The following is a 19,856-nucleotide window of genomic DNA, read 5'->3' as shown; positions in this document are numbered from 1 at the left end:
ATGGGCTTTGATCGGTCTGTAAGAGGGGTTATCTGATAACCCCTCCGTGAAACAAGTAATACCAACTGAGGCCATTAGCGATTTGCTTTTTGTCCCTTAACTCTTTGGCTAGGGCAATGTCTGCCTCTAAAATCGGGGCTTTCACCCATGCATGGTCTTTGACATACAAGAGCATGCCCCCATCGGTGTATAAAAAATCCAGTCCGCTTTTTTGGCTTTGCCCTGCCACCGACTCAAAACCCAAAGCGAAGTCGTTAGATTGCCCCCACACAAAGGGTTTCCTAGCAGCGCAATCTTTGGACGCGCTCGCACCATTCGTGGCGTTGCTAAAAAGAGGTTTGCCAAAGCTAGCATACTTGTAACCCTTTGGGGCGACCAGCTCCATGATGGTCGGGGCGATGTCAATGTGCGATCCGATACACGCCGTGAGCTTGGGTCTAAGGCTAGGGGCATAGACGATCAAAGGCACGCTTTTGGTCCAGTAGGTGTTGTCTTTGGCGTAGGTGAAACTGCGGTCAAAGTGATCGCCCGTGATGACAAAGAGTGCATTAGGGAATTTAACACGGGCCTTTTTGATGAAATCCACTAGGATTTTGTCATACCAGTACACATGCCCTAAGAAGGTGGCATCAGGCATATTTTTATCTTTAGCGTGGGCGATGAAGTCTTTGATTTGATCCACAGGTACGCCAAAGGCTTTTAAATTGACATTGCGGGTGGGGTGGTTGCTCAAGGTCATCACCATGCTAAAAGTTTTTTTGTCGGGGGGGGTGTTGTTTAAGATGTAGTCAAAAAGCACATTGTCGTGCACGCCCCAGCCGTTCTTAATGGGGCGGGGGTAGGCGTTGGGGTCAGCTTTAAAGCGCGCGTTGGCAAAGTCCATTAAGTAGGTGTTGAAAACAAAATGATCGAAACCTTCCTTCTTGCTGAAACGATCGAGCCTATTCCAAATCCCACTGCCCCCATAGTAAAAGGTGGTGTCAAAACCTAACCCCTTCATTTGGTTGCCTATAGCAGTGGGCAAACTGGGGATGTTCACACCCATGTTGACAAAATTTGTGTCGTTGAGGTCAAACAGCCCCGTGAGTTGTACATCTAAGCTTTTGACCGTGCGTCTGGCATCCTCTAGGAAAAAGGGGAAGATAAAGCCGTGTTGCTGGTCATTGAGGCTCTTTAGGGCACTCGTTAAGTTGATCGCGTCAAATCTGGGGTCAAAGTGCCAGCTAGATAGCGACTCGGACACGATGTAAAAGACATGTTGGATCGTGGGGGGGGCGGGGTTTTGGCTGGTGTGGCTTAAGAGTTTACCCAAGTCTAGGGGGAGCTTGGTCGTGGGGGGCAGGTTGAAGTAGTCAATGCTGGCTTGCAGCAAACTTTTAGGCGTGAAGCTAGAGAAGCGGACATTGTGGCTCTTTTTATAATCCTTAAAGACAAGGTAAAGGTTTCTAAACGCCCCGGGGGTTACTTGGCGTAAAAAGGGGTCTTTGGCGGGCTTTAGTGTAAAATCCAGCGACACGCCCGTAAGGGCTAGGCGGGAGTTGATGCCATAAAGAATCCACACAGAGAAAAAAGCCACCAACAGGCCACACACGGGTTTAAAGGGCAGGTTTTGCAACACACTAGAAAGCTGCGCCGTTTTTTGTGTGAGTTTATAGTAAAGCCAGCCTGATAGCACGCTAAACACCAACCACACAAGCACCTTAGTGGGGATGTGGTATTCGCTATGCAGCGCCATGCCCATTAAAATTTTGGGGCTTTGGTTAAACGCGTCCAATAAGTTCGTGTCAAAGGCCACGCCATAAATCTCGTAGTAGGTGATGTTTGCCACTTGCAAGAATAAGCAAAGGACCAGCACAAACAAAGCAAAAATGTGGGCAGCTTTGGTACGCACTAGAGCGAGGATCAAGAAAATCAAAGAGAAAGCCGCCACAACGCGGTTGTCGTATTTAAAACCATCTTTTAAGACTTGCACGATTTGATCGAAGGGCAGAGGGTGGGCGAGCGCACCCTCATAAAGCCCGCTATAAACGATGAAGCCTAGGCGCAACAAGCTTAAAAACAAACCCAAAAACAGACTAAAGACAAAAGCACTCGACAGGGCGTGCACCGCCCTTTTAGTGAAATAAGACGACATTAGTACTTGCGTTGGGCTTTGAGATCGGCAATGTCCTTAGCGTAAGATTGGATTTTCTCTTGGGTCATTTTGGCATCAATTTTAGCGAGCACGGCGCTAAAGATGGTGTTCAACGCCTTTTTCACGGCATCGTTGGAGTCGTCCTTGCCTTTATAAAGCGAGCTTAAGAGTCCGCCGGTGTGCTCGGATCGGCTAGAGCGCACAAAGGGCTCACGCACATCAATCTCACTAAGATCGATCATGAACGAATCCACCGCCTCCCCGCTCTCTGGTTCAATGAAGACCACTTTAATGTAGCCCATGGCCAAGAGCGCACCTTTGGTAACATCCATGCCCGTGGAGAAAATAAGCCCCGGACTGGATTTCTTTTGTTCTGTGGTTTTAGGATCAGGTCTTAGCACCACTTCCCCGCTGATCTCTAACCCTAAATAATTGTCGCGTTTTTGTGAGAAAGTCAGGTCGTTTTTATCGCTCACATCTAAGATCGTGGCTTTATAGCCCTGATTGTCGAGCAAGGTTTGGATTTTTAGGGTGAGTTGCTTTTTAAAGCGGTTTTCATACTCTTTGGCGATGTTGTCGCTGTATTGCAACAAGGGCTTTAAGATCATGATCTGTTTGTGCGTGGCGGGGGCTTTGGCGGTTTGGCTCTTGTAAGCCAAGCGCAGGGGGACATTGTTTGTCACGACGATGTTGGGACCACAGCCCACAAAAGCGGCGGCTAGCCCCACCCCACATAACCATCTTTTTAACTGCATCCATTCTCCTTAAGTAATGTTATTTTTTTAGGTGAAGTTCTTATTATAGCGCACTTATGCTAACAGCTTAAGGGTGCTTATAATCCCCGCTCTTGCCCCCACTCTTAGACTCTAAGCGGACATCGCCGATCACCATGCCTTTATCCACCGCCTTAGCCATGTCATAAATCGTTAAAAGCCCCACACTCACACCTGTGAGTGCCTCCATCTCTACACCCGTTTGCCCTGTGTGGGTTACAGACACAAACAATTTAAAGGCATGGCTTGCTTCAAGCTCTTGCACTTCTACTTGTACGCTTGAAAGGCTTAAAGGGTGGCATAGGGGGATTAAAGAGCTGGTTTGCTTCGCCCCCATGATGGCGGCGATGATGGCGGTTTGTAGCACCGGACCCTTTTTGATGGTCTGCCCCACAATGGCGTTGTACGCCTCTTGGCTCATAGAGATTTGTCCGCTAGCAACGGCCTTGCGCTCTGTGTGCGCCTTGCCCCCCACATTGACCATTGTAGGGTTTTTCTGATCGTCTAGGTGGCTAAGCATTTTTGGGGCGGAAAACTTTGATATTTTCAGCATTTGCCTCAATGTAAGGGCCACCGATCAAATCAATGCAATAGGGAATCGCCGGAAACACCGCCTCTAAGCATTCCCTAATGCTCTTGGGCTTGCCGGGCAAATTGACGATGAGGCTAGAGCCGCAAATGCCCGCACTTTGGCGTGATAGTACCGCTGTGGGGACATATTTTAAGCTCGTGGCGCGCATTTGCTCACCAAAGCCGGGCAACATTTTAGAACAAACGGCCTTAGTCGCCTCGGGCGTAACATCTCTGGGAGCTGGACCTGTGCCCCCTGTGGTGGCGATGAGCGCGCAAGTTTGGCTCAATTCTTTTAAGGTCTGCTCCAACAAAGCTTGCTCATCTGGCAACAGCCGGTAAAGAAACTCTAGGGGGTTTAAGATGTATTCACCTAAAACCTCTTTAATGGCTAGCCCGCTCAAATCCTCGTAAATGCCCGTGCTGGCGCGATCGCTAGCCACCACCACGCCTATTTTTATTGTTGTCATTGCAGCAATCCGCTCCCTTTCAATGGATGGCTTCGATCCTTAGCGTAAATCTTGCACCCATTTTTGATGTCGTATTTATAAATGGGGGCGTTGTGCTTAAAGTCCTCAATAAAGGGGACATACAACTCCAACGCCTTTTGGCGGTGTGCGCCCATCAAGCCCGCCATATACGAGCTTTGCCCCACCAGCACATCCCCCATTGAGTGCGCCAAACACAAAGACACCCCATCCGCCCTTGCCCTCTCTTGCCAAGCTTCAAACCACGCTTCAAACAAGGGCATATACACTTCAAAGCTCAGACCCTCCAGCCCCTCTTCTGGGCGCACAAACCCACTAAAGACACATAAAGCCCCTAGATTTTTCTCAACGCAGAGTTTAGACCACACATGGTAAAGAGCGTGTGTGTCAAGCGCACCGTTAAAAACCTCAAGCACTTTTAGCCCCCGCACACGGGCGGCAAAATGACAACCTCATCGCCAGCCCTTAAGGGGGTGTTGCTATCCTCCACAAGCACACCATTGAGGGCGATGGCACTCATCGCCAGCCACGGCTTGATTTGCGCCTTTTCGTGCAAGATTGCACGCAAGTCTTGCAAATTTTGGATGTCCAACTCTAGGCTTTCCTCTTTAATAGGGCCTAAAAAACGCACAGACACCATGGAAACTCCTTAAAAAATGTGGTGCAACAAGAGCGCAAGATGTGCGCCCTTTGGGTAAGTGCGCACACCCTCCTCTAGCACCAAGAGCGCACTTTGGCTGTCGTGTAAATGTACCCTAGGGCGCAGGCTGGCAAAGTAGTGCCCCTCTTTTAGATGCACAGAACACGCCAAAAACTCCATGCGCTCCTCGTGCTTTTCCAAATCCTCTTCTAAAGTGGCCTGCACGAAAGGCGGCGTGTAGGGGGTGTTGAAGAGTTTGGCAAACACCGCCGCGCCGAAGAGATAAAAAGTGAGTGCGGCGGCGGGGGGGTTGCCCGGCAGGGCGAGCAAGGGCTTATGCGTGCCGTCTTTGGCGCAAATGCTGTAAGCCACGGGTTTGCCCGGCTTGATCTTCACCCCCTTAAAGGCGATCTCGCTCACATTGGCGATGGCGTGTTGGGTGAAGTCAAAATCCCCCTTACTCATCCCCCCTGTGGTTACAACCATGTCGCAATCTCTAAAGGCGTGGCATATGGCTTGCTCGATGCTTTCTTGCTTATCGGGCATGAGGGGGTAGAGCACCCCCTCGCCCCCTAAACTCTCGGCCATCGCCTTGAGCATGTGGTTATTCACGCTGCGCACCCCCTCAGTGGGCGCGCCCACCTCCACAATCTCCGCCCCCCCGCTTAAAATCCCCACTCTGGGCTTCTTATACACCTGCACAAAGACTTGGTTGTGCTCGGCTAAAGCCCCCACACCATAGGGTGTGATTTTATCCCCCCTAGAGAACACCACCGCCCCTTTTTTGTACTGTGAGCCTATGGGGCGAATCCAGTTGTAGTGCCCGCTCTTATGCGTCAAAAAGATCCGCTCGGCCTGCTCTTGTACTTCCTCCACAATCACAAGCGCATCTGCCCCGATGGGCATTTTCGCCCCCACAAAGCTTTTAAGGGCACACCCGGGCTTTAACATCGGGGGCTCTTGCAAGTTGGCGGGGTTGATCCCTTGTACCAACAGCCCTTGCGTTTGCAGCAAATCCAAATCCTCTAATCTAAATGCGTAGCCGTCCATGCTGGCTATCGGGTAGTCGGGGCTGTCTTTAGGGGCTAAAATGTCCTCAGCCAACACGCGCCCCAGGGCATCTGCAAACAAGACCTTTTCGCTGCCTAGCGGAGTTAGAAAGCTCGCCCCCACCACTTCTATGGCTTCTTTGAAACTTAACATTAGAGCAAATGCCCCATCTTGAGCTTTTTGGTTTGCAGGTAGGCGTGGTTGTGGCAGTTGCTGGGGACTAAAATGCTACACCGCTCGACCTCTACAAACGCTCTGAGTGCCTCTATTTTTTTGGGGTTATTGGTGAGGAGTCGGATTTTGCTGATGCCATAATGCTCTAAAATGTGTTTGACGATCGCATAATCTCTTTCATCGTCCCTAAAGCCGATCGCCTCGTTCGCCTCGATGGTGTCATAGCCCTGATCTTGCAAAGCGTAGGCATTGATCTTATTAAACAGCCCAATGCCCCGTCCCTCTTGGCGCAAGTAAATGAGCATGCCCCCCTCTTTGCCGATGCGCTCTAATGCCATGTGCAACTCCCCTCCACAATCGCACTTTTGTGAGCCGAAGACATCGCCGGTTAAACACTCTGAGTGCACCCTAACTAGGGGCAACTTGCCTAGTTCTTTGGTGAAAACCACTAAATGGTCTAACTCCAACGCCCCCTGTTTTTCTTGAAACGATTGCAGACAAAAGTTGCCAAAGGGGGTCGGCAACTTGGCTTGGTTTGAAACTTGAAATTGCATAAAAACCTCACTTATAGGGGGTAAATTTAGCATTTTGGGGTATTCTCTTGGTAAATGGCGTTCTTGTTGCAAATCCCACAAGCCTTCGCAAAGCCGAGTTTTTGGATGCTAAAGCCGATGAAATCCAAGAAAAAGAGCGCACAACCCACGAAAAACTTAGGCATTTTACTAGGCTGTTGCAACCTTTGGCTTGTGTGGTAGAAAATCTCGCCCACAAGCGGGCCTAAGGTGGGGGTGCAGATCAAATCTTGAATGCTGGGCACTTCCACAAACGCCTCTAATCCATACTCCCAAAAGAAAGTAGACACCAACGCCGTAAACAACACCCCTGTAAAAAATTTATACCCAGCCATCCTAGCTTGCATGAAATAAATCGCCCCAAAATAGGGGTGTAAGACCCAATTAAAAATAAATAAATCATTGTCAAACACGGGGCCCAAATGGACATTTTCTAGCCAACTCATCAGCCCAAATTTTTGTTTTGTCCAATGCGTAACACTTTCAGGCATTAAATAAAGACCAATGATGCCTAAAATGAAGGCAATCCCCAAGCACGCCACACTCAAGCCCAAATAACGCAAGCGGTGGTTAGGCACAAAGGCTAAATCTTCTTGAAAGAAATGACGAGATAACAAAAAACACCTCTCAACTTAAGTTTTAGCCTGATAAGGAGCGATTTTTACACAAACAAACTTAAAACAAGCCCAAAACCACGCCATTAAAACACTTGTGCTGCGATTGCTTGATTGTAACGAGCAAAAGGCTAACCATGTTGGGAAACAAAATTTTGAAGGTGGTGCAGTTGGTTAGGACATGGGGCTATGGGGCTCTATGGCAATGGGCTGTGTGAAAGGGCCCACAAAGGCCAAAGAACACTTTGAAAAATCTGCCCAAATGGGCGGGCAGGGAGGTTAAAGAAGTTTTAGGGGGCTGTAACTACCCGTGCATGTCGATCACAAACTGTACCACAAACAACGCCCCGAACAGATAGAGCAAGGGGTGGACTTGCTTGAACTTGCCCCGACAGATTTTAATGAGCGGATAGACAATGAGCCCGATGCCCACGCCATTAGTGATGCTATAAGAAATGGGGATCCAAAAAAGCACAAAAAAGGCGGGCAGGGCTTCTTCTAGGTCGTGCCAATCAATTTCGCTCAAATGACTCATCATCATAAAGCCCACGATGATGAGAGCCGGGGAGGTGATGGCGGGCACGCTAGCTAGGGCTTTAGCTAAAGGGGCTAGAAAGATCAAACACGCAAAAAGCAGGGCGACTACCACGCAAGTAAAGCCCGTGCGCCCGCCCACGCTCACCCCAGAGCCCGACTCGATGTAGGTGGAGGTGGGCGAAGTTCCCACCAAAGAACCCACAGCACTGGCGATGGCATCCGCTGAAAGCGCGCTTTTGGCATTTAAAAAGCGATCGCCTTGCATGAGGTTTGCTTGTTGTGCCACACCGATCATGGTCGCGGTGGTGTCAAAGAGCATGACTAAAAAGAAGGTGAAAACCACCGCCCCCAAATCGGGCTTCAATGCGCCCCACAGGTCTAGCTTAAAAAAGGTGCTGTCGCAATGTTTAGGCAATTTAAACAAATGCTCGGGGAGTTTTAAATGCCCCAAAAGCAAGGCTAAAAGGGCGGTGATTAAAATGCCCAAGAAAATCGCCGCCCTAACCCGATTGACCAATAAAACGATCGTGACAAACAGCCCAATGAGCGACATATAGGCGATGGGCTTAGAGAAGTTGCCCAGCGTGATGATGGTTGCGCTGGAAGGTTCGACCAAGTGGGCGTTTTGCATGCCAATGAAGGCGATGAAAAGCCCAATGCCTGCCGTGATTCCCGCCTTTAAAGAATTGGGGATTGCCTTGATTAAAGATTCTCTAAAGCCTGTTAAAGACAGGAGTAAAAAGATCAAAGAAGCCCAAAAGACACTCCCTAAAGCGGTGTGCCACGAAATCCCCATGCCAAGCACAACCACAAAGGCGAAGTAGGCTTGCATACCTATACTCGGGGCAATGGCGATGGGGTAGTTGGCGACAATCCCCATGATGAGCGTGCCGACAATCGTGGCGAGCAAGGTCGCCATAAACACACCATCAAAGTCCATGCCCGCCTTTTGCAAAACGGCGGGATTGACAATTGCGACGTAAGCCATGGTTACGAAGGTGGTTAAGCCAGCTAGGGTTTCAATGCCTAGCGAAGTGTTGCGCTCTTTGAAGTGGAAAAACTTTGACAAAAACGCTAACATGACAGGGTTGCTCCTTTTGTAGAATGGATTTAAGTTAATCTAAGGTAAATGGAGCAACAATGGGCGCATTGTATTCAAGCAAACATAAATTAGGGCTTAAATGGTCGCATTAGAGGGCTTAGAGGGCTTAAGACGAGGGCGTGGGTTGCTAGGCTTTTCTGCGGGGGGTGATTCTGTGGCGTTGTTTTTCTTGCTTTTAGAGCGGGGACTGCCCTTTGATTTAGCCATTTTAGATCACGGCTTAAGGGCGCAGGCGCAAGATGAGGTCGCCTACGCTAGAGAGCTCGGGGAAAAATACCAAAAAAGGGTGCATGCCAAGCAAGTAACCCTAAAAGGGGGCAATTTAGAGGCACAGGGGCGTAGAGAACGCTATAAATTTTTTGAGGACTTGATTAGGGAGTTTGGTTACACCCATTTAATTTTAGCCCACCACTTCAACGACAGATTAGAATGGTTTTTAATGCAACTTGCTAAGGGGGCGAGTTTGCAAACCTTGCTAGGTTTTCACGCCCTAGAGCCCCGCCAAAACTACACCTTGGTGCGCCCCTTGATTTACACCCTCAAGTCTGCCCTGCTAGACTATCTACACGCTAATAATCACCGCTATTTTGAAGACAGCACGAACCAAGACACTCGCTTTAAACGCAATTTAATCCGCCATAGCCTAGCCACGCCCTTTTTAAACTTAGGGGGGGCTAGCGGTTTGGTGCGCAGTTTTAAAGCCCTAGAATTAGAAAAACATGCCCTGTATCCGCCCCTAGATTGTCTAAAACTTTGTGGGGTCTTTGTCTTTAAAGTGGGGGGACAACCTCTCTACTATGTGGATAGTCTACTGAAAAGATTAGGTTATGTGTTGAGTGCTAAACAACGCCTAGAGCTCGAGCAACAAGGCTTTAATGGGGTTGTGGGGGGCTATGTCGTGGGTTGTGGGGGGCTTGTCTATGTGGGAAAAAGCGTGATTTTTAAACCCCCTATCCAAAGAGTATAAAGACGCGTGTCGGAAGTTACAAATCCCCCCCTTGGTGCGTCCGCTTTTCTTCAGCCCTAATTGGGTAAGCACCCTAGAAACGCTCAAAGGCTTTCGCTCCGCACAATCAAGCTAGAGGGCAGGTTAAAGGCTTGGATCACTTCTTGCTCTAACGCCCTTTGCTCCCCGCTGTCTGTTTCGTGGTCGTAGCCTAGCAGGTGCAAGTAGCCATGCAAGAATAAAAGCGACACTTCGTCTAAAAGGCTATGCCCCCACTTTGCCGCTTGCTCTTTAGCGAGGGCAACATTCACCACCACACTCCCCAAAAAGTCGCTAAAGGGCATGTCAGTAGGAAAGCTTAGGACATCGGTGGGTTGATTCACCCCCCGATACAAGGCATTTAACTCTTGTATGCGCTCCGGGCTTGCTAACACCACTTCAACCCCCCCCTTTTTGCCTAAGTGCACCATGAGGGGGGTTAAATGCTCTGTTAAATCCCCTAGTCCGCTTTGCACTTCATCAATTAAATCCATTTGAAACTCCATAGCGCTCCCTTTAAGAGAAAAGCACTATAATAGCACCTTTTGGAGAGCAAGGCATGTTTGAACCCCACCACAACGCCCTTTTAAAATGGTATGCCACCAGTGGCCGCATTGACCTACCCATACGCCATTTAAAAGGCGCAAACGCCCCCTATGAAGTCTATGTCAGCGAAATCATGTCGCAACAAACCCAAATCGGCGTGGTGTTAGATAAATTCTACCCCCCTTTTTTAAAAGCCATGCCCACGCTCAAAGCCCTAGCTCGGGCGAAATTAGAACAGGTTTTATTGTTGTGGCAAGGTCTTGGCTACTACGCTCGGGCAAAGAATTTACACAAAAGCGCGCAAATTTGTTGCGAAAAACACGGGGGGCAACTGCCTAATGACTACCAAGCCCTACGCGCCTTGCCGGGTGTGGGCGATTACACCGCCAATGCGATTTTGTGCTTTGGCTACAAACAAGCGGTGGGCGTGGTGGATGCCAATGTTTCGCGGGTGCTTTTACGCTTATTTGCCCTAGACCCTAAGAGCCCAAACTTAGCCAAACTCTTGCAAGCAAAAGCCCTAGAGTTTTTAAACCTAGACAACCCTTTTGACCACAACCAAGCCCTGATAGACTTAGGCGCGCTGGTTTGCACCCCCGCTAACCCCGCCTGTCTGCTCTGCCCCTTGCAACAAGCTTGCAAGGGCAAGCACGATTTAAAAAGTTTCAGCGTCGCTAAAAAGCCCCCGAGCACGCCCATCACCAAGCATTACGGCGTGTGTCTGCAAGGGGGGTTTTTATACTTGAGCTGTGCCAAAAAGGGGTTATACGCCCACTTGCACCAAATCCCCCTACTCAAAGAGCAAGAGCAAATCCACTTGCCCCTTTTAGCCCAAGTACGCCACAGCTACACCAAGTACCGCTTGAGCGCTAAAATCTATGAAGCCACTTTGGCGGATTTAGACCCCACCGACCTTGTCAAAATCCCCCTAAAAGACTTCAAAAACACCCCCAAAAGTGCCCTCAGCCTTAAAATCATGGACGCTTTGCCCCACCTAAAATTCTAAGCTGTAAGCCTAAGTTAAAATATTCTAGAATAAGGTTTTTATTTTAGGCAAGGAGAGCCCATGAAATTAGCCAAATTTGCCCTAGCTTGCGATGGGGAAAAAGTTACGAGTTTAGACCAGCTTAAAGAGCATTTTAATTTGCTGGATATTTTGGAGCACTATAAAAGCGGTACTCTGCACCGCTGGCTCAAGTCAAGAGGGTATGCGAGTGAGTTAGAGGGCGTGGAGGCGATTAAAGCCACAGAGGACGCAGACATTTTAAATGCGTTATGTGGGGTCTTTGGGATTGAGGCGGATTTAGAAACGATCAATGCCATTTTAAAAGACCACGAGTACGCTAAGGAGCAAGAGAGGCTACAAGCTGAAATTAAAGCACAACAAAAAACCTTAATCCCCATTGCCACACAAGAGCAAGCCCTAGTCCCTCTAACAGCGCAAAATGCCCTAGTTACCCCCCCCTGCACCGCACGCCCCTAGCTTTACAGATTATCTAAAATCCTACACCGCCCTTAAAAACAAATTCTTTAACGCCCAAAATTTAGAGGAGGGCAAGACAGCTTTAAGGGAGCTCATCCACGATTATAAAGAGTTGCTGGAAATGGATAAATATAATATTGCTGCCATGCTACACACAGAGGCTAAGTTACACCCGACAATCGAAATACCAAGCGAGTTGGGTCCTGTCAAATATTATGGCACAGAAAAGAAGCCTGCATTTGCACCTTTTCTATGGTTGTGTTTTTTGGTAAATTTGTGGGGATTAGAGTGGGACAAATATCCTTACCAAATGCATGATTTAGAATCTCGAGATTTTAATTTTCGCAGTAAGATATTTGAATTGAAGGCGAGGTGAAAGCTAGCGACTTCTATGGTCTTTTTTGTGCTGAGCACCATTATTGTTTGGGCTATTCCCAATTAGACTATGTTTTTACACATATTGCTAAACCCGAAACGCTGACAATCCCAGCGGGCGGTAAAGTGCATGTGTTTGACAAAATAGTCTTAATAGCACAAGAACAAGAAGGTGAGAAAGATAAAAAGGTGGATTACAAAATTAGCCCCTACGATTTAGAAACCAATTTAGCCATTAAAGCAGAGGACACGCCACAAAATTTCGCTTACATTAGCTCTTATAGCTTTTATTTATGCAGGGGTGTGGTAGAAATCCGCTATGGCTACAACAAGCCAGAAACCCACACCACCCTATCCTACATAGAAATAGAGCTCTAAACCCCCTACCCCAATGCTCCTACCCATTAGGTAGTTGCAACGCAGGCAGTGCTGGCATGTCCAGCCCAGCAATGCCCTCTAAAGAGCCGTAGGTGTAGCTGATATGCGTTAAGATTTGTTCGATTTGTTTTTCTCTTTTTGCCCAAAGCTTTTGCATAGCTTGCTTTTCTTCTGCCAAATTCTTTCGCAATGCCATAAAATTCTCCACCAAGCCCTGCACATGCTGGCTAAACTCTTGGCCGGTGAGATAGTCATAAAGGCAGTGCATTTTATCCGCCTTGTTCTCTTGGCTCTTATACGCCCCGTGCAAGCGCACCACCATCTCCCTTAGTGCCACACTCAGCCCCTTAAACTCTTGAAAACTACACACCCACACCCCCTCGACTAAGCCCATGCGCTCCAAATCCTTAGGCATTGCCTCGCTCACCAAAACCCCCACCTCAGCCCGAGAGCTTTTTAAAAGCCCACTACGACCGCCCCTTTGACACCGAGCTGTTTTTGGTGCTTAAAGACATTGAGAATGAGCTAGAGCAAAGCCCTAGTGCGGTGGCGCTCTTGCAACGCATGGCGCGCTTGATTTTAAACAACGCCGCTTACAACGCCACGATTTTTATTTTCTCCACCCATTTAGGCACGCCCACCATCCCCAAAGAGCTAGAGATTTACACCCGCATTTTTGACATCCCCCTGCCGGATAAAACCCAAATCTTAGATACCATTACAAAGTTTGCCAAAGCCAACCAAATCCCGCTAGAGGTGATGCTTTTTAAAATGCCTTTTAGTCCATAAACTTCTTAAAGTACGCGTCAATTTCATCGCGCATTTGCAAGCCAACTTCCTCAAAACACTCCAAGAGCATGGTATAGCTGCCCTCTCCTCCTACAAAATCCCAAAAATCTTTCCCCACCATGAGTTCATGTTTTAAATCCAACATCCCTGCTAGAGTCCAACGCTCATAGGGTTTTGGCGCATAAGGGTTGTAAGGGATGGCAATAAGGGTATGTATGTCGGTGATGTTTGGGTGGTCGTAGGCAAAAGCCGCCACCCAAGTTAACAGAGTGCGTTTAAACCCCTTAAATTCGCCCATATTGGGTTTGGCTGTTTTGAGGTCGATCAAATAGACACTCCCATTTTTTGCTAGGCGCAAATCTACTTTTGTGGGTTTGATGGCAATCGTGTTTGCGCCAATTGCTCCACGCATGGCTTTAAGAATTTTGGCAATCTCGCACGCCTTATTTGGTTTGTTGGTCGCTGTTTCTAGGCAATTCATGATGTCTTGAATCACCTGTTGAGCCTCTGGGGTGATTCTGTCTCCAGACTTCGTCTGCAACTCTGCACGATCGAATTTTAAACACCCCAATTCTTTTGCTACGGGTTCAAATATGCTTGAACCAAAGTTTGTGCTTAAACTATGGATGAAACTATACAAAGCCATTCTGTCTTTGCCTAAGAGTCTTGTGTGGAAGGGCATGTAACTTGTTTCTGGCTGGTAGCTTTGAAACTTTTGATATAAGACACCGGTTAAAGGTCTTTGATGCGCTTCTTGACTTCCTGTTGTGCTAACATTCTCGATGGTCTTTCAAATGGAATATGCTTTCTTGATAGCCCCTTGTGTCTTTTTCACTGCGATTGATGACAGGTCTATGGTAACATTTGGCAATGCGCATGCCTGCAAGTTCAGCGATGCGTGGATAGAGATTAAATTTATCATTGGCGACTAAAAAGACATTGTAATTGGGCTTTAAAAATCTTTTGGTGTTTTTAAGCACATTGGCGATGCCCTGCATGTATTGCTCCCTAGCAATCTTGCCCTGCCCCGCTTGCATAGCCCCAATTTCTAAGTGATCTTGGCGTTTTAGGGAAAAAAGTTCATAGGCATAGGCATGCTGTTCGTGGTAATCAATGAGTCCCACATAGGGGGGTGAGCTAAAAATACCAGCAATTTTTTGTGCATCGATCAAGTGGGCGAAGTCCTTATTGTGCTTAGAAACCTCCGCCATTAAATCCACACCGCAAGCATCGGCCTGTAAACATAAAGAAAAGCAACCACTCCGCAATGCTTGAAATTCCTTTAAACGCTTCAAAGTGTCTTTGGCGTAGTGAGAAAACCATTTTTTTAGACTAAAAAGAGGTCTGCAAATCTTGCCATGTTTTTTGCAATAGTAGGTTGTTGTTATTGGGTCCTTCAAGGTGGCTAAGTCTGCATGCGTGGTGGCCCTGCAACTTCTTGCTGTGCGGCTTAAGACAATGTATAAAATATCACGCATGCCCTCGTGCCTCTTGTCTATTTCCTCTTTTAGAAACAATAATTCTTGCCTAATGGGGTGGACATACCACTTCTCTATAAAGCCTGTTTGTGCGCTGTCTAATAGGGGGATTGTAAAGTGTTGGAGCAGTTCTTCATAAATCCCCAAAAACTCTTTGGCCTTTTCCGCGCCATAGATGCGCTCATCTACCTGCCCTAAAACAACCTTACGCTTAAAGTCTTTAGGAAAATGTCTGTTGTTAAAGTTTTGTAAGTGTGTGTCTAGGGCGTTTTCAAACTCTTTAATGGGGCTCTTTTCATGCAAAGACTCCACTTTATCGATCAAGTCTTCAAGCACACGGGTTAAAGCCTCCAAATTGTATTGCCCCACTTTGGCATTACTCAGCGTGGCATTAAAACAAGAAATATCTACACCCAAAGCGTGCATGTTAAAGGTGTTTGCCACTGCTAAAGTTGTCCCACTCCCACAAAAGGGGTCAAGTACAATATCTCCCTCGCCAAACCATTGTGCCGTCTTTATGTCATCTGTATGAGAATCTAAAAAAAACTCCACTAACTGGGGGATAAACTTCCCTTTGTAGGGGTGTAGCCGATGGATATGTTTTGTGGTTTCAACTTCTTTAAAGTTGGCAAAAGAAAGGGAGTCATGTGTGTCTTTTTTATCGAAACGATCGTAATAGAGCTTAAGTTCTTGTGGGTCAATGAGATTTTGCTTAGAATCTTTGGCATGGTTGGCAATCCTGCCATAATTGATGAGATAAGCAATGTTGCTGACACTCACATGTTTGCCTAAATATTGGCTCGCCCACACACTGGCCTCTTTTGTATTGAGAAGTTCTTTTGGACCATAAGAAAATTGTTTGCACATAAATGTTAAAAGCCCCATGATTGTCAAAATGGAGAGTCGACACTATCATAAAGTGGTTAAAAAGAATGTTATAGATGGCGGGCGAGCAAGCGATAGAAAAGCTCCACATAAACTCCCTATCCACCCTTGCGGGTATTGTCAGTGCCACTGCGGGTAGGGGCTGTTTATGGCTATCTTGTCAATCTTTGGACCCGTGGGCGGACTTTTGGGGCAACTTTAGGCTATATGGCTGGCTCAAGCGTGGGGCAGAAAATCGCTGAAGCGTCTAAATCCTTTGCCACCAGCGTGGCAAATGGCCTAAAGTCGGCAATCAGTGCCGTAGGCAGTGCCATTAAATCTGTGGCGAGCTCTGTGGCTAGCGGTTTTAAATCTGTTTGCGACACCGTCAAGGGGTGGTTTAGTTAAGGCAAAGAAAAAGCATCCAAACCCCTAGAACATGTGCTAGGAGGTTACAACTTTGCTTAAAGACATTAGAAATTTTATCCAAGAGAGCCACTCAGAGGAATTTTATAGCCTGCAACCCGTTGTGGGTGAATCACCCACCCGCTAAAGACGGGTGGGCTTCTTGCTTCAACGATCCATAACTAGCAGTATCCAGTATGTAGCCATACTTGGTTACAGCCCCGTTAGCGGAATCTCCACAAGCGTAACTTCGGGTAATCCCTACCCTAGTTTTATCTACCTTGATAGCGTGTCGCTCATCTAGCATTCCCAAAGCATAGTTTCTGATATTGATGCTAGCGTTTAGGTCTCTGTGGTGGTATGTTTGACAACAAGGGCAGATAAAATTTCTAATAGGCAGTGGCTTTTTACCTGTGTTGCTCCCACAGGTCGAGCAGATTTGAGAGCTAGGGAAGTATTGGTCAATTTTGATAAGGGTTTTACCCTTCCAACCAGCCTTATATTCTAATAGACTAATGAGCCTAGACCAGCTGGCATTGGCAATGCTCTTAGCTAGTTTGTGGTTTTTGACCAAATTCCTAACTTTCAAGGTTTCTACTGCTATCAAATCGTATTGATTGGTTATCTCATTACTGATTTTATGTAGGTAGTCCTCTCTGCTATTCCTGATAGAAGCGTGGATTTGTGCCACTTTCTTGGCTTGTTTTTTTCTATTACTAGAACCTTTTAGTTTCTTAGACAATCTCCTTTGCGCTTTAGTGAGTTTGGTTTGTAGATTCTGGAAAAAAACTTTTTATAGGGATAGAGCACGCCACTACTGGCTATCACTAAAGACTCTAAACCCATATCTAAACCCACAGCTTTTTTGATAGTTGTGGGTTTAGGTTCAGGCTCATTATCCTCATAGCTTATAGAGAGATAGTATTTATCTGCTACACAAGAGATAAACCCCTGTTTGACGATAGAGTTTGTAGGCAAATGCCTATGAAACTTGGCTTTAATAGCTTCTTTGAATTTGGGTAGCTTGACTTGGTTGTTGCCTAAATCCATCTCTAAGTGTTGCGGGACACAGAAAGACTGCTTCGCATGCTTTTTAGATTTGAATCTAGGATAATCTGCCAGCTTAGAGAAAAACCTATCAAAGGCTGTTGTCAGCTGTCTTAGTGCCATTTGCAAGCTTTGAGAGTTGCATTCACTTAGGTAAGCGTAAGCCTCTTGTTTTTTGAGAGTAGTGAGCGCCTTTGCATGCTAAAGTAATTTTCTCTAATGCCTTGTGCGTATTGCTTTTGGCGGTATGCTAAAAAGTAGTTATAGACCACCCTAGCACAGCCAAAGTGCTTGTGTATCAAGGTTTTTTGCTCTATGGTGGGATAAATTCTAAACTTTATTGCTTTAAGCAATTTCTTACGCCTTAACTTTACATCATTATAATATAATTTTATAAAATATTTTTGAGGTAGAGCTATGAAAGAAAACCATTACAAACTCAAAGGCTATTTGTCCACAAACAGGAGCAAACATAATCTAAAAGCCCATTTGATTTTAGTGTGTAAATACAGAAAAAAAGTTGCTCGTAGGAGATGTGGCTATTTTTATAAAGTCTGTGCTTGAAGAGATAGAGGAAAGTTCAGATTTTATCATCATAGCAATGGAGACAGATAAAGATCATCTACACCTGATGATTCAATATATCCCTAGGGTGTCTATCAGTTCCATTATCTTGCGGATCAAGCAGATGACTACTTATAGAGTTTGGAGAGAACCAAGATTTATCCCGTTCTTACGCAAGCATTTTTGGAAAGAACAAAAATTTTGGACAGATGGATTTTTTGCCTGTTCCATAGGAGAAGCTAACCCAGAAACCATCAAAAGATACATAGAAAATCAAGGGTAGGGGGCATTCATCCCACCCGCTAAAGACGAGTGGGATTTCTGCCGGAGAGTCTTAAAAAATCTTACAATGTCATTGATGGGAGGCAAACATTTTTAGACACTCTGCTCTATCGGTGTAGGGTGCTGTGGCATGAAAGCATCGATGAGGAAAAGGAGGTCTTTGTGCGCCCCAATAGCCCAAAAATCCCCCTAGCAGAAGCTGAGAACATTGTTTCAAGTTTTAGAGGATAAAAAGCAGACCTTGCACCTTGATTTAGTCTATGGGTATCAAGATGCAGAAGTTTTTAAACTCATCGATGGCCAACAGCGCAGAACAAGAGGAATTTGGTTTAGAAAGCAGACCTAGCGCAATGATTGAGGACAAAAAGGTACTTTTGGAAGTGCCAAAGATCGCGAAAACGACCCCACGATTAGAGCCATGATCCACATGCTTGATCTGCTCTATGGCAAATTGAAACAAAAAAGCCAATAAGTCTTAGAAAATTACATTAAAAGGCTTGATAATCTTTCTTTGGTGGAGATTTTGCCTCCGCCAATGACCTAATGGCGGATTTGCAAACCTTTGGGGGCAACACTTTTGCGAATATGTGGAGAGGAGGCGGGGTTTTGTATCGAGAAATCCTTTGCGATGTGTGCGATAAATGCAAAGTGAATTACAATCAGGCTAGTAGCACCCCGGGCATCGAAACGGGTCCATTCATGAAGCTTTTAGCGGATTCTTTTGACAAGTCTTGCAAAGAGTGTGATATTTTTGAAGAATTACAAAGAGTGGTGGCAAAAATCACAAAGATGATCAAGGGCTGGTGCCTAGTTTTTTATGCCTTAAAAGGTGGAGTGAATCCACAGATCGTTACCTTAAACCGCTATAATCCATTTGTTTTAAATTCACAATGGAGGTTTCCATGGTTAAAGGTTTTGCGATGCTTGGCATTGGTAAGGTGGGGATCATTGAAAAAGAGTCCTTAGAATGTGTCGCACCTGTGCGCAAAAAGCTGGAGTTGGGTCCTAAAGATGCCTTTGTGCGCCCTTTGGCGGTGGCACCTTGCACTTCGGATTTACACACTTGCTATGAGGGGGGGATTGGCGAGCGGACTGACATGTTTTTAGGGCATGAGGGGGTGGGGGAGATCTTGCAAGTGGGGGCTTTGGTGCAGGATTTTAAAGAGGGGGACATTGTCATCATCCCGGCGATCACGCCCGATTGGAGCTCTTTAGGGGCGCAAAGGGGTTACGCCCAACACGACCACGGCGCGCTTTCTGGCTGGAAGTTTTCTAATTTTAAAGACGGGGTGTTTGCCGAGAAAATCCACATCAACGATGCGGACGGCAATTTGGGGCATTTGCCAAAGGGGGTGGAGATCACCGATGCAGTGATGCTTAGCGACATGATCACCACGGGCTTTCATTGCGCCGAGCAAGCCGAGATCAAACCCGGCGATCGGGTAGCGGTGGTGGGCCTAGGTCCTGTGGGGCTGATGGCACTAGCGGGGGCAAATTTAATGGGGGCAAGTGAGATTTACGCCGTGGATTGCGTGCCTTTTAGATACGAGGTGGCACACAAGCACTACGGGGCGACCCATTTCGTGGACTTTAGCAAAGCCCCCATGCATGAACAGATCTTAGAGCTCACTAAGGGCGTGGGGGCGGATAAAATTTTGATCGCTGGGGGAGGCACGGACATTTTAAGCGAGGCTTGCACTTGTTTGGTGAATGGGGGCGTGGTGTCCAATGTCAATTACTTTGGCAGTGGGGAGTTTTTGCCGCTATCGCGCGTGGCGTGGAATGTGGGCATGGGACACAAGACGATTAAGGGCGGGCTCACACCCGGCGGGCGTTATCGTATGGAGAAGCTCGCTAGATTGCTCCAAACTAAAAAGCTCAGCGTTAAGCCCATCATTACACACCACCTAGAGGGCAAATTTGAGGAAATCGCCCAAGCTTTAGCGTGGATGAAAGACAAGCCGGCTCATTTCATCAAACCCGTTGTGAAAATCAAATGGTAGGTT

General features: G+C 46.9%; 24 protein-coding genes and 2 pseudogenes. 10 read left to right on the top strand and 16 right to left on the bottom strand.

Annotated elements, in window-relative coordinates; all coding sequences use genetic code 11:
* Nucleotides 1-28: 28 nt before the first annotated feature.
* The 10 genes from K6J72_RS06575 to K6J72_RS06530 form a co-directional block, all read right to left on the bottom strand.
* Entirely contained in the window at nucleotides 29-2,134 is a 2,106-nt protein-coding gene (locus K6J72_RS06575; RefSeq protein ID WP_221279297.1) for an LTA synthase family protein, read from the bottom strand.
* Nucleotides 2,134-2,889: an HpaA family protein gene (locus K6J72_RS06570; protein ID WP_221279296.1), complete on the bottom strand. Its 756-nt coding sequence runs from the start codon at nucleotides 2,887-2,889 to the stop codon at nucleotides 2,134-2,136. The genes K6J72_RS06575 and K6J72_RS06570 overlap by 1 nt, the downstream gene beginning before the upstream one ends.
* Nucleotides 2,890-2,956: 67 nt before the next feature.
* Nucleotides 2,957-3,427 carry a cyclic pyranopterin monophosphate synthase MoaC gene (gene moaC, locus K6J72_RS06565; RefSeq protein ID WP_221279295.1) on the bottom strand — a complete coding sequence of 157 codons (471 nt, stop codon included), beginning with the start codon at nucleotides 3,425-3,427 and terminating at the stop codon, nucleotides 2,957-2,959.
* The gene (mog, locus tag K6J72_RS06560; protein ID WP_221279294.1) at nucleotides 3,420-3,947 is read right to left on the bottom strand and encodes a molybdopterin adenylyltransferase; all 528 of its coding nucleotides are present in this window, start codon (nucleotides 3,945-3,947) and stop codon (nucleotides 3,420-3,422) included. Before mog ends, moaC begins: the two co-directional genes overlap by 8 nt.
* Nucleotides 3,944-4,381 (bottom strand): molybdenum cofactor biosynthesis protein MoaE, encoded by a 438-nt coding sequence (locus tag K6J72_RS06555; protein WP_221279293.1) that lies wholly within the window; start codon nucleotides 4,379-4,381, stop codon nucleotides 3,944-3,946. Before K6J72_RS06555 ends, mog begins: the two co-directional genes overlap by 4 nt.
* Before the next feature lie 2 nt (nucleotides 4,382-4,383).
* A complete protein-coding gene (locus K6J72_RS06550) occupies nucleotides 4,384-4,605 on the bottom strand; it encodes a MoaD/ThiS family protein (protein WP_221279292.1) in 222 nt (73 codons plus the stop codon).
* 9 nt (nucleotides 4,606-4,614) lie between these two features.
* A complete protein-coding gene (locus K6J72_RS06545; RefSeq protein ID WP_221279291.1) occupies nucleotides 4,615-5,808 on the bottom strand; it encodes a molybdopterin molybdotransferase MoeA in 1,194 nt (397 codons plus the stop codon).
* Nucleotides 5,808-6,383 carry a GTP cyclohydrolase II gene (gene ribA / locus K6J72_RS06540; RefSeq protein ID WP_221279290.1) on the bottom strand — a complete coding sequence of 192 codons (576 nt, stop codon included), beginning with the start codon at nucleotides 6,381-6,383 and terminating at the stop codon, nucleotides 5,808-5,810. Before ribA ends, K6J72_RS06545 begins: the two co-directional genes overlap by 1 nt.
* 26 nt (nucleotides 6,384-6,409) lie before the next feature.
* The gene (locus K6J72_RS06535) at nucleotides 6,410-7,018 is read right to left on the bottom strand and encodes a DUF3943 domain-containing protein (protein ID WP_221279289.1); all 609 of its coding nucleotides are present in this window, start codon (nucleotides 7,016-7,018) and stop codon (nucleotides 6,410-6,412) included.
* A 301-nt stretch (nucleotides 7,019-7,319) separates the two neighbouring features.
* Nucleotides 7,320-8,633 carry an NCS2 family permease gene (locus K6J72_RS06530; protein ID WP_221279288.1) on the bottom strand — a complete coding sequence of 438 codons (1,314 nt, stop codon included), beginning with the start codon at nucleotides 8,631-8,633 and terminating at the stop codon, nucleotides 7,320-7,322.
* 100 nt (nucleotides 8,634-8,733) lie between these two features.
* Between K6J72_RS06530 and tilS the strand changes: the two genes are divergently transcribed.
* Nucleotides 8,734-9,621: a tRNA lysidine(34) synthetase TilS gene (tilS, locus tag K6J72_RS06525; protein ID WP_260320557.1), complete on the top strand. Its 888-nt coding sequence runs from the start codon at nucleotides 8,734-8,736 to the stop codon at nucleotides 9,619-9,621.
* A gap of 83 nt (nucleotides 9,622-9,704) precedes the next feature.
* Here tilS and ybeY read toward each other — a convergent pair whose 3' ends face one another.
* Nucleotides 9,705-10,145 (bottom strand): rRNA maturation RNase YbeY, encoded by a 441-nt coding sequence (ybeY, locus tag K6J72_RS06520; RefSeq protein WP_221279287.1) that lies wholly within the window; start codon nucleotides 10,143-10,145, stop codon nucleotides 9,705-9,707.
* A gap of 53 nt (nucleotides 10,146-10,198) precedes the next feature.
* Here ybeY and K6J72_RS06515 point away from each other — a divergent pair, with 53 nt between their 5' ends.
* From K6J72_RS06515 to K6J72_RS06505, 3 genes are all read left to right on the top strand, one after another.
* A complete protein-coding gene (locus tag K6J72_RS06515) occupies nucleotides 10,199-11,191 on the top strand; it encodes an A/G-specific adenine glycosylase (protein ID WP_221279286.1) in 993 nt (330 codons plus the stop codon).
* Between the two features lie 60 nt (nucleotides 11,192-11,251).
* The gene (locus K6J72_RS06510) at nucleotides 11,252-11,668 is read left to right on the top strand and encodes a hypothetical protein (protein ID WP_221279285.1); all 417 of its coding nucleotides are present in this window, start codon (nucleotides 11,252-11,254) and stop codon (nucleotides 11,666-11,668) included.
* 564 nt (nucleotides 11,669-12,232) lie between these two features.
* Nucleotides 12,233-12,421 carry a hypothetical protein gene (locus K6J72_RS06505; RefSeq protein ID WP_221279284.1) on the top strand — a complete coding sequence of 63 codons (189 nt, stop codon included), beginning with the start codon at nucleotides 12,233-12,235 and terminating at the stop codon, nucleotides 12,419-12,421.
* 19 nt (nucleotides 12,422-12,440) lie between these two features.
* Here the strand turns inward: K6J72_RS06505 and K6J72_RS06500 are convergent, their stop codons facing one another.
* The gene (locus K6J72_RS06500) at nucleotides 12,441-12,848 is read right to left on the bottom strand and encodes a DUF2130 domain-containing protein (RefSeq protein WP_260320556.1); all 408 of its coding nucleotides are present in this window, start codon (nucleotides 12,846-12,848) and stop codon (nucleotides 12,441-12,443) included.
* On the opposite strand from K6J72_RS06500, the gene K6J72_RS06495 reads away from it, so the two are divergent.
* Nucleotides 12,836-13,210 (top strand): hypothetical protein, encoded by a 375-nt coding sequence (locus tag K6J72_RS06495; RefSeq protein WP_221279283.1) that lies wholly within the window; start codon nucleotides 12,836-12,838, stop codon nucleotides 13,208-13,210. The two genes, K6J72_RS06500 and K6J72_RS06495, sit on opposite strands and share 13 nt — an antisense overlap.
* Here K6J72_RS06495 and K6J72_RS06490 read toward each other — a convergent pair.
* Together K6J72_RS06490 and K6J72_RS06485 are read right to left on the bottom strand one after the other, a co-directional pair.
* On the bottom strand, nucleotides 13,200-13,892 hold the full coding sequence (locus tag K6J72_RS06490; RefSeq protein WP_260320555.1) for a TdeIII family type II restriction endonuclease: 693 nt from the start codon (nucleotides 13,890-13,892) through the stop codon (nucleotides 13,200-13,202). The two genes, K6J72_RS06495 and K6J72_RS06490, sit on opposite strands and share 11 nt — an antisense overlap.
* Before the next feature lie 88 nt (nucleotides 13,893-13,980).
* Nucleotides 13,981-15,498 carry a DNA methyltransferase gene (locus tag K6J72_RS06485; RefSeq protein WP_260320554.1) on the bottom strand — a complete coding sequence of 506 codons (1,518 nt, stop codon included), beginning with the start codon at nucleotides 15,496-15,498 and terminating at the stop codon, nucleotides 13,981-13,983.
* A gap of 198 nt (nucleotides 15,499-15,696) precedes the next feature.
* Between K6J72_RS06485 and K6J72_RS06480 the strand changes: the two genes are divergently transcribed.
* Nucleotides 15,697-15,960, top strand: coding sequence for a hypothetical protein (locus tag K6J72_RS06480; protein WP_221279281.1), 264 nt, complete (start codon nucleotides 15,697-15,699; stop codon nucleotides 15,958-15,960).
* Between the two features lie 130 nt (nucleotides 15,961-16,090).
* Here the strand turns inward: K6J72_RS06480 and K6J72_RS06475 are convergent.
* Nucleotides 16,091-17,357 (bottom strand): annotated as a pseudogene (locus K6J72_RS06475) (RNA-guided endonuclease InsQ/TnpB family protein).
* 64 nt (nucleotides 17,358-17,421) lie between these two features.
* Here K6J72_RS06475 and tnpA point away from each other — a divergent pair.
* Both tnpA and K6J72_RS06465 read left to right on the top strand, forming a co-directional pair.
* Nucleotides 17,422-17,851 (top strand): annotated as a pseudogene (gene tnpA / locus K6J72_RS06470) (IS200/IS605 family transposase).
* 29 nt (nucleotides 17,852-17,880) lie between these two features.
* The gene (locus K6J72_RS06465; protein WP_221279280.1) at nucleotides 17,881-18,081 is read left to right on the top strand and encodes a hypothetical protein; all 201 of its coding nucleotides are present in this window, start codon (nucleotides 17,881-17,883) and stop codon (nucleotides 18,079-18,081) included.
* 22 nt (nucleotides 18,082-18,103) lie between these two features.
* Here the strand turns inward: K6J72_RS06465 and K6J72_RS06460 are convergent, their stop codons facing one another.
* On the bottom strand, nucleotides 18,104-18,319 hold the full coding sequence (locus tag K6J72_RS06460) for a hypothetical protein (RefSeq protein WP_221279279.1): 216 nt from the start codon (nucleotides 18,317-18,319) through the stop codon (nucleotides 18,104-18,106).
* Nucleotides 18,320-18,393: 74 nt separating this feature from the next.
* Here K6J72_RS06460 and K6J72_RS06455 point away from each other — a divergent pair, with 74 nt between their 5' ends.
* Both K6J72_RS06455 and K6J72_RS06450 read left to right on the top strand, forming a co-directional pair.
* Complete coding sequence (locus K6J72_RS06455) at nucleotides 18,394-18,816, top strand: hypothetical protein (protein ID WP_221279278.1); 423 nt, start codon at nucleotides 18,394-18,396, stop codon at nucleotides 18,814-18,816.
* Nucleotides 18,753-19,853: a zinc-binding dehydrogenase gene (locus K6J72_RS06450; RefSeq protein ID WP_221279277.1), complete on the top strand. Its 1,101-nt coding sequence runs from the start codon at nucleotides 18,753-18,755 to the stop codon at nucleotides 19,851-19,853. Before K6J72_RS06455 ends, K6J72_RS06450 begins: the two co-directional genes overlap by 64 nt.
* Nucleotides 19,854-19,856 lie beyond the last annotated feature (3 nt).

The sequence above is a fragment of the Helicobacter sp. NHP19-003 genome, from assembly GCF_019703305.1.
Taxonomy (GTDB): Bacteria; Campylobacterota; Campylobacteria; order Campylobacterales; family Helicobacteraceae; genus Helicobacter; species Helicobacter gastrocanis.
Note: the sequence above shows the minus strand (reverse complement) of the source record. Positions and strands in the feature narration are given on the sequence as shown.